This is a genomic window from bacterium (assembly GCA_030693325.1).
Lineage (GTDB): Bacteria > Patescibacteriota > Minisyncoccia > UBA6257 > MFKM01 > MFKM01.
Map to the genome: position 1 here is coordinate 1 of JAUYAV010000007.1, position 7186 is coordinate 7186.

Sequence of the window (7186 nt, forward strand, 5' to 3'; positions counted from 1 at the left end):
CCGGGCTTGAATTATATGACCGCCGGCAGTATTTTCCAGACCGTCATCAATAAAGAAAGAAATCTGGAATACGGCGGCCGCTGTGTGGAAGTCGTGCCGCATATTCCTTTGGAAGCTTTGGAAAAAATTAAAATTGCCGGCCTTAAAAATAACGCTGAAATTGTCATTACGGAAATCGGCGGCACGGTGGGCGAATATCAGAATATTTTGTTTCTGGAAGCGATAAGAATTCTTAAAATCAAAAATCCTAACGATGTTCTTTTGATTCTGGTCAGTTTTCTGCCGCTTCAGAATTTGGACAGCGAATTAAAAACCAAACCTACCCAATACGCGGTCAAAACCCTTAATTCCACCGGCCTCCAGCCGGATATTATTTTGGCCCGAGCAGGCACGCCTTTGGATAAAAAACGCAAAGAAAAAATCGCCTTTAACTGTAGTTTGCGGGAACAGGATATTATTTCAGCGCCGGACGTGGAAAGTATTTATGAAGTGCCGGTGAATTTCGAGAAAGACGGCTTAAGCAATCGCATTTTAGAAAAGCTGAAATTACGGCCGAGAAAAGTCAATCTGGAAGAATGGCGGCGTTTGGCTCTAACCATTAAAAAAAGCAATCGTTCGGTTAATATCGGCATCGTCGGTAAATATTTTTCCACCGGAAAATTTGTTTTGGCGGATTCTTATATTTCCGTCATTGAAGCCATTAAGCACGCCGCTTATTATTTCGGCCGGAAACCGGTGATAAAATGGATTGAAGCCGAGGAATTCATTAATAAACCGGCCCAACTCAAACAGCTTTTGAATTACGATGGCATTATCGTTCCCGGCGGCTTCGGCGGCAGGGGTACTGAAGGAAAAATTGCAGCCATCGGCTATTGCCGGAAAAATAAAATTCCTTTTTTGGGTTTATGTTATGGGATGCAATTGGCGGTAGTGGAATTCAGCCGTTCTTTGGCAGGGTTGAAAAAAGCCAATTCAACCGAAATTGACCCGAAAACTCCCTATCCCGTGATTGACATTCTGCCGGAGCAGAAAAAAAATATCAAAGAAAAAAAATACGGCGCCACTATGCGCTTAGGCGCTTATCCGGCGGCGCTTAAAAAAGAATCCATCGCTTTTATGGCTTACGACAAGCGTTTGATTTCCGAACGCCACCGGCACCGCTATGAGGTTAATCCTGATTACATCGGACAGTTAGAGGAAAAAGGATTGATTTTTTCAGGAACTTCGCCGGACGGCCGCCTGATGGAAATTATGGAATTGCCGCGAAGCGTTCATCCGTTCTTTTTGGCCACCCAGTTCCATCCGGAATTCAAATCCCGGCCGCTGGACCCCCATCCTCTATTTAAAGAATTTATAAAAATAGCCATTAATAAAAAATAAAAGTCGATTAATTTTATAAAAATATAAAAATATGGATTTAAAAAATAAAGTGGCGATTGTTACCGGCGCCAGGCGCGGCATCGGCAAGGGCATAGTTATGGCTTTGGCTAAAGAGGGTTGTAACGTGGTTGTTTCCGACATTAATGAAGAAGAATGCGAAATTGTTGTCGGAGAAATAGAAAAAATTGGAGTTGAAGGATTGGCGGTTAAATGCGATGTTTCCCGGAAAGAAGAGGTGGATAATTTGATAAAAAAAGCCGTTGAGAAATTCGGGAAACTGGATATTTTAGTCAATAATGCCGGAATTTTTCCTTTTACGCCTTTTCTGAAAATGACGGAAGCTGATTGGGATAAGGTTTTAAACATTAATTTGAAAAGCGTTTTTATGTGTTCGCAGGAGGCGGTTAAAATGATGAAAGACGGCGGGAAAATAATTAGCATATCGTCTATCGCCGCTTTTATAGGATTTGAAGGACTGACGCATTATTGCGCTTCCAAGGGAGGAATTAGCGCTTTCACAAGGGCTTTGGCTTTGGAATTGGCTTCTAAAAAAATAAATGTGAATGCAGTCGCTCCCGGCGTCATTAATACTCCCGGAGTGAGTGAGGTTTTTAATGATGAAGTTAAAAAACAGACGATTGCCGTTATCCCTTGGCAAAGGATGGGATTGCCCGAAGATATTGCCAACGCCGTTGTTTTTTTGGCTTCCGATAAAGCGGATTACATAACCGGCCAGACCATTGTTGTTGACGGCGGATATACTCTCAGATAAAAATGGAAAACGATATAATAGCTAAAATTGAAAAAGCCGGGCTGGTTGGCCGGGGCGGGGCTGAATATCCGACGGCGGCGAAATGGCAGGGGGTAAAAAAAGAAGCCGAAGAAAAAAAATACGTGATTTGCAACGCCAGCGAAGGAGAGTTGGGCCTGTTTAAGGATTTGTATATTCTGAAACATTACCCGGAGCAGGTGGTCAAAGGAATAATTTTAGCGCTTGATTATTTAAACGTTAAAGACGCGTTTTTTAATTTAAATAAAAAATATTATCGCCAAATTAAATTTAAATTAATGCCGATTATAAAAAGTTATAATCAAAAAGGATACAATATTCAAATTTTTTCCGAAGAACCAAGTTATATCGGCGGCGAGGAAACGGCGTTGCTTGACGCCATTGAAGGCAAGCGGACCGAACCGCGGCTTAAACCGCCGTATCCTTCAAGCGTTGGCTTGTTTGGCAAGCCGACTATAATCAACAACGTTGAAACGCTTTATAATGTCGCTTGCGTTAATGACGGTATTTTCGACAATAAAAGATTTTGTTCGCTGTCCGGTAAAATAAAAAATCGCGGTGTTTATCATTTGCCGGCCGATTGGAGCGTTGAAAAAATATTAAAAGAAACCGGCAATTATCCCGATTTTGATTTTTTTGTCCAGATTGGCGGCAGCGCGTCCGGCCCGATTTATAATAAAGAACAGATAAAAAATCAGAAGATGACCGGCGCCGGCGGATTGGAAGTTTATGACAAAAAAACAGAACCCCAAAAAATAATTTTGCGATGGCTTGAATTTTTTCAGAAAGAAAGCTGCGGCAAGTGCGCGCCTTGCCGGATGGGATCTTTTCAGCTTTTGAATTTGGTCAGGAGCAATAAAAATATTCCCTGGAATGAATTATTTGAAATTTTGGAAGCAACGAAAGAAACTTCTTTTTGCGCCCTTGGCCGCGCAATAAGCGAGCCGATTTATTCATATTATTCAAACGTTTTGGCAAAAAAATAAAAAATGAATGTCTTTATAAATAATAAAGAATACTCCGCTCAACCGGAAGAAAGTGTTTTACAGATAGCGATAAAAAACGGGATAGAAATTCCGCATTTTTGTCATCATGATGATTTGCCGACCGGAGCCAGCTGTCGAACTTGTTTGGTTGAAATTAGCCAAACGGGGAAAATCGTTACCGCCTGCACCCTCAAAGCGGAAGATAACCTCGCTGTTTATACTGATACTCCTAAAGTTAAGAAACTTCGTTTGGAAAATCTTGAGTTGCTGCTGGCCGGCCATCAAGAAAATTGTCCCAAATGCCGAAAAGGATTTTATTGCGGAACTGCCGAAGAAATTAAAAAATACGGAATTTCAACCAAGAAATATAAACGGCCGAAAATCAAAGAAAAACTTCATAAAATGTGCCAAGCGGCCGAAATTGACCCGCAACTTTGCATCGCCTGCAATAAATGCGTTGAAATCTGCCAAAAAATCGGAATCGGTTTTTTGAAAATTGAGGGGAAGAATGTTCAGACCCACGCCACTTATACAAGAGATCCAAAAATTGACTGCATTTATTGCGGCCAGTGCACGGTTCATTGCCCGGTCGGTTCGGCGCGCGAGCAAAACGAAATTGAATTGGTTGAAAAAGCTTTAAACGATAAAAATAAAATTGTTATCGCCCAAATGGCGCCTTCGGTGCGGGCCAGTATCGGCGAAGAATTCGGGTTGGCGGTCGGAACGGATTTAACCGGCCAAATTTATACCGCTTTCAGAGAATTGGGTTTTGATAAAATTTTTGACGTTAATATGGGAGCTGACATTACGACTATAGTTGAAGCCGGCGAGTTGGTTGAAAGAATCAAGGAAAATAAAAATTTGCCGATGTTTACTTCTTGCTGTCCCGCTTGGGTTAAATTCATTGAATTTTATCATCCCGAATTGATTAATCATTTAACCACGGCGCGTTCGCCTCAAATTCATTCCGGCGGCGCTTACAAAACCTGGTGGGCGGAAAAAGAGAATATTAATCCCAAAAAAATAGTAGTTGTTTCTTTTATGCCCTGCACTTCCAAAAAATACGAAGCCCGGCATAAAAAATTAAAAATTAACGGCTTGCAGCCGGTTGATTATGTTTTGACCACCCGCGAGTTTGCCGCTATGCTTAAAAAACATAAAATTGATTTGCCGAAATTAGAGCCGAGCAAGGTCGATTTGCCCGGAACTTATTCCGGCGCCGCGGCCATTTACGGGGCCTCGGGCGGAGTTATGGAGTCGGCCTTGAGAACCGCTTATTATTATCTGACTAAAAAAGAGTTGGATAAAATTGATTTTGAAGCAGTCAGGGGGATAGAAGGAATTAAAAAAGCCCGGATTGAAATTGGCGACCGAACGCTTAATGTGGCCGTGGTTTCCACGGCGGCTAACGCCGAAAAAATAATCCGGGAAATTAAAAATAATAAAAATGCTTACGATTATATTGAAGTAATGGCTTGCCCCGGCGGCTGTATCGGCGGCGGCGGCCAGCCAATCCCGACCACCCTGGAAATCGTCAAAAAAAGAATTGAGGCCTTATATAAAATTGATTCCCAAATGGAAATAAGAAAAGCGCATTTAAATCCCGTGGTTAAAGATTTTTTTGACAATTACATCAACAATTTATCGGTTGCCGAGCAAAAAAAATTACTCAAAACCAATTATTCGCCTAAAAATAAATTTGAATAAAAATAATTATTAAAATTATGATTAACGAACAAGCAATAGTTTTTTCGGGTTCAAAAATTAAAACAAAAATAATGATTTTCTCGGTTTTGACTTTCATCGCCGCTTTTTTGCCGACTTACATTCATTCGCAATTCATAACCGGACCGTTGGTGAATATGTCGTTAATATTGGCCGCTTTTTTAGTCGGCCCGTTTGAAGCGGTATTTTTGGGATTAATGCCCAGTGTTTTGGCTCTAACTTCCGGTTTATTGCCGTTGGCATTAGCTCCGGTCGTGCCTTTTATTATGATTAGCAACGCGATTTTAGTCGGCGTTTATTATTATTTTGGCAGAAAAAAAATCGGAATTTCAATTTTAGCGGCAAGTTTTTTAAAGTTTTTGTTTCTTTTCGGAATTGCCAGATTATTGGCCGGAGTTTTATTGAGCGGAAAGGCGATTAACGCCGCAATTTTGATGATGGGCTGGATGCAATTCTTCACGGCTGTCGCAGGCGGAATATTGGCATATATTGTTTTATCGTTTATTAAAAAATCGCGAATACTTTCATAAATATGGTACCGGTTAATAAATCAGCAAATAATAAAAAGGCCTGGGTGGTTGGGGTGGATATGGGTTACGGACACCAAAGGACGGCGTACCCATTGGAAAGTTTTGCCTTTGAAGATAAAGTCATCAATGCCAATAATTATGCGGGTATTCCCGATAATGACAGAAACGTCTGGGAATTGGCCAAAAATTTTTACGAGGCAATTTCCGATTTCAAGAAATTTCCTTTTTTGGGCAACTTGGCTTTCGGCATTCTCGAAAAATTCCAAAGAATTTTAAGTTTTTACCCCAAAAGGGATCTGTCAAAGCCGAATTTTTCCCTTAGAGTCATTTTTTCGTTCATTAAAAACGGCTGGGGAAAAGATTTAATATTGAAACTGGAGAAAAATCCCTTGCCTTTGGTAAGCACTTTTTTCACCCCGGTTTTTATGGCCGAGCTTTTCGGTTATCCCGGAGAAATCTATTGCGTCATATGCGATGCCGACATCGCCCGGACCTGGGTTTCCCCGAATCCCGCCAAAAGCAAAATAAAATATTTCGCTCCTAATTCCTGGGTCGTGGAAAGATTAAAACTTTACGGGGTCAGGGAGGAGAATATATTCTTGACCGGCTATCCTTTGCCTTTGGAAAATACCGGAAGCGAGAATTTGGAAATCGCAAAAATCGATTTGGCTTACCGTCTTCTGAATTTGGACCCGAAAAAAATATACCGCAAGGAATATGATCCTTTAATTGAAAAATACATCGGAATTTTACCCGAAAAACCCGACCATCCTTTAACGATTATGTTTTCGGTGGGCGGAGCCGGAGCGCAGAAAGAAATAGTGGTTAAATATGTCAGAAGTTTGGCTCAAAAAATAAAAAACCGGGAAATCAAGGTTATTTTGATGGCTGGCACCAGAAAAAACGTCTATAAATATTTTCTGGATAATCTGAAAATCATCGGTCTGGAAGATAATTTGGATAAAAACATTGAAATAGTTTTCGCCGACACCGTAGGCGAATATTTCTTAAAATTCAATCAGAAGCTGAGGAAAACTGACGTTTTATGGACGAAACCCAGCGAGCTTTCTTTTTACACCGCTTTGGGTGTGCCGATAATCATCGCTCCGCCGCTGGGGTCTCAGGAAATTTTTAACCGGAGATGGCTTTTAAGGACCGGTTCGGCGATAGACCAGGATAACCCCAATTACGCCGACCAATGGCTTTTCGATCTTTTGGCCAACGGGAGCTTGGCCGAAGCGGCTATGGAAGGTTTTGTGGAAGCCGAGAAACTGGGAACTTACAAAATCAAAAAAATAATTTTCAAAAAATTATTAAGACGCTGATTTACGCTGATGAGAACCTATAAAATAATTTTCATTTTTCTATTCCTGATTGTAGCCGGTTTTTTTATTTATTTCTTCGCGGGTACGGCTCAGCAGGCGAAGGATATCGTCTGGGGGGTTAATTTTTCCCAGAAGCACGCCGAGCTTCTAAAGCTTGATTGGCGGAAAGCTTATTCGGCGCTTCTTGACGATTTGAAAGTGAAAAATCTGAAATTGCTTGTCAGCTGGGATTGGATTGAAAATCAAAAAGGCAAACCTTATTTTGACGATTTGGATTGGCAGATAAAACAAGCCGCGGATAATCAGGCGAAAATTATTTTGGTAATCGGAATGAAAACCGGTCGCTGGCCCGAATGCCATATTCCGGATTGGGCGAAAAATTTAAGCCGCGAAGACCTGCAAAACAGTGTTTTGGGTTATCTTGAAGAGATTGTTCCGCGATACAAAAAT

7 protein-coding genes are annotated in these 7186 nt (G+C 41.2%); all 7 read left to right on the forward strand.

Features of this window, described 5'->3' with window-relative positions; all coding sequences use genetic code 11:
- A partial coding sequence (locus Q8N22_00550; protein ID MDP3052431.1) for a CTP synthase occupies positions 1 to 1380 on the forward strand: 1380 nt, incomplete at its 5' end.
- Between the two features lie 31 nt (positions 1381 to 1411).
- Positions 1412 to 2152 (forward strand): SDR family NAD(P)-dependent oxidoreductase, encoded by a 741-nt coding sequence (locus Q8N22_00555; protein ID MDP3052432.1) that lies wholly within the window; start codon positions 1412 to 1414, stop codon positions 2150 to 2152.
- A 2-nt stretch (positions 2153 to 2154) separates the two neighbouring features.
- On the forward strand, positions 2155 to 3156 hold the full coding sequence (locus tag Q8N22_00560; GenBank protein MDP3052433.1) for an NADH-ubiquinone oxidoreductase-F iron-sulfur binding region domain-containing protein: 1002 nt from the start codon (positions 2155 to 2157) through the stop codon (positions 3154 to 3156).
- A gap of 3 nt (positions 3157 to 3159) precedes the next feature.
- Entirely contained in the window at positions 3160 to 4863 is a 1704-nt protein-coding gene (locus Q8N22_00565; GenBank protein ID MDP3052434.1) for a [FeFe] hydrogenase, group A, read from the forward strand.
- A 17-nt stretch (positions 4864 to 4880) separates the two neighbouring features.
- Positions 4881 to 5411, forward strand: a complete 531-nt coding sequence (locus Q8N22_00570) for an ECF transporter S component (protein ID MDP3052435.1) — start codon at positions 4881 to 4883, stop codon at positions 5409 to 5411.
- Between the two features lie 2 nt (positions 5412 to 5413).
- Entirely contained in the window at positions 5414 to 6736 is a 1323-nt protein-coding gene (locus tag Q8N22_00575) for a hypothetical protein (protein MDP3052436.1), read from the forward strand.
- A 9-nt stretch (positions 6737 to 6745) separates the two neighbouring features.
- A partial coding sequence (locus Q8N22_00580) for a hypothetical protein (GenBank protein MDP3052437.1) occupies positions 6746 to 7186 on the forward strand: 441 nt, incomplete at its 3' end.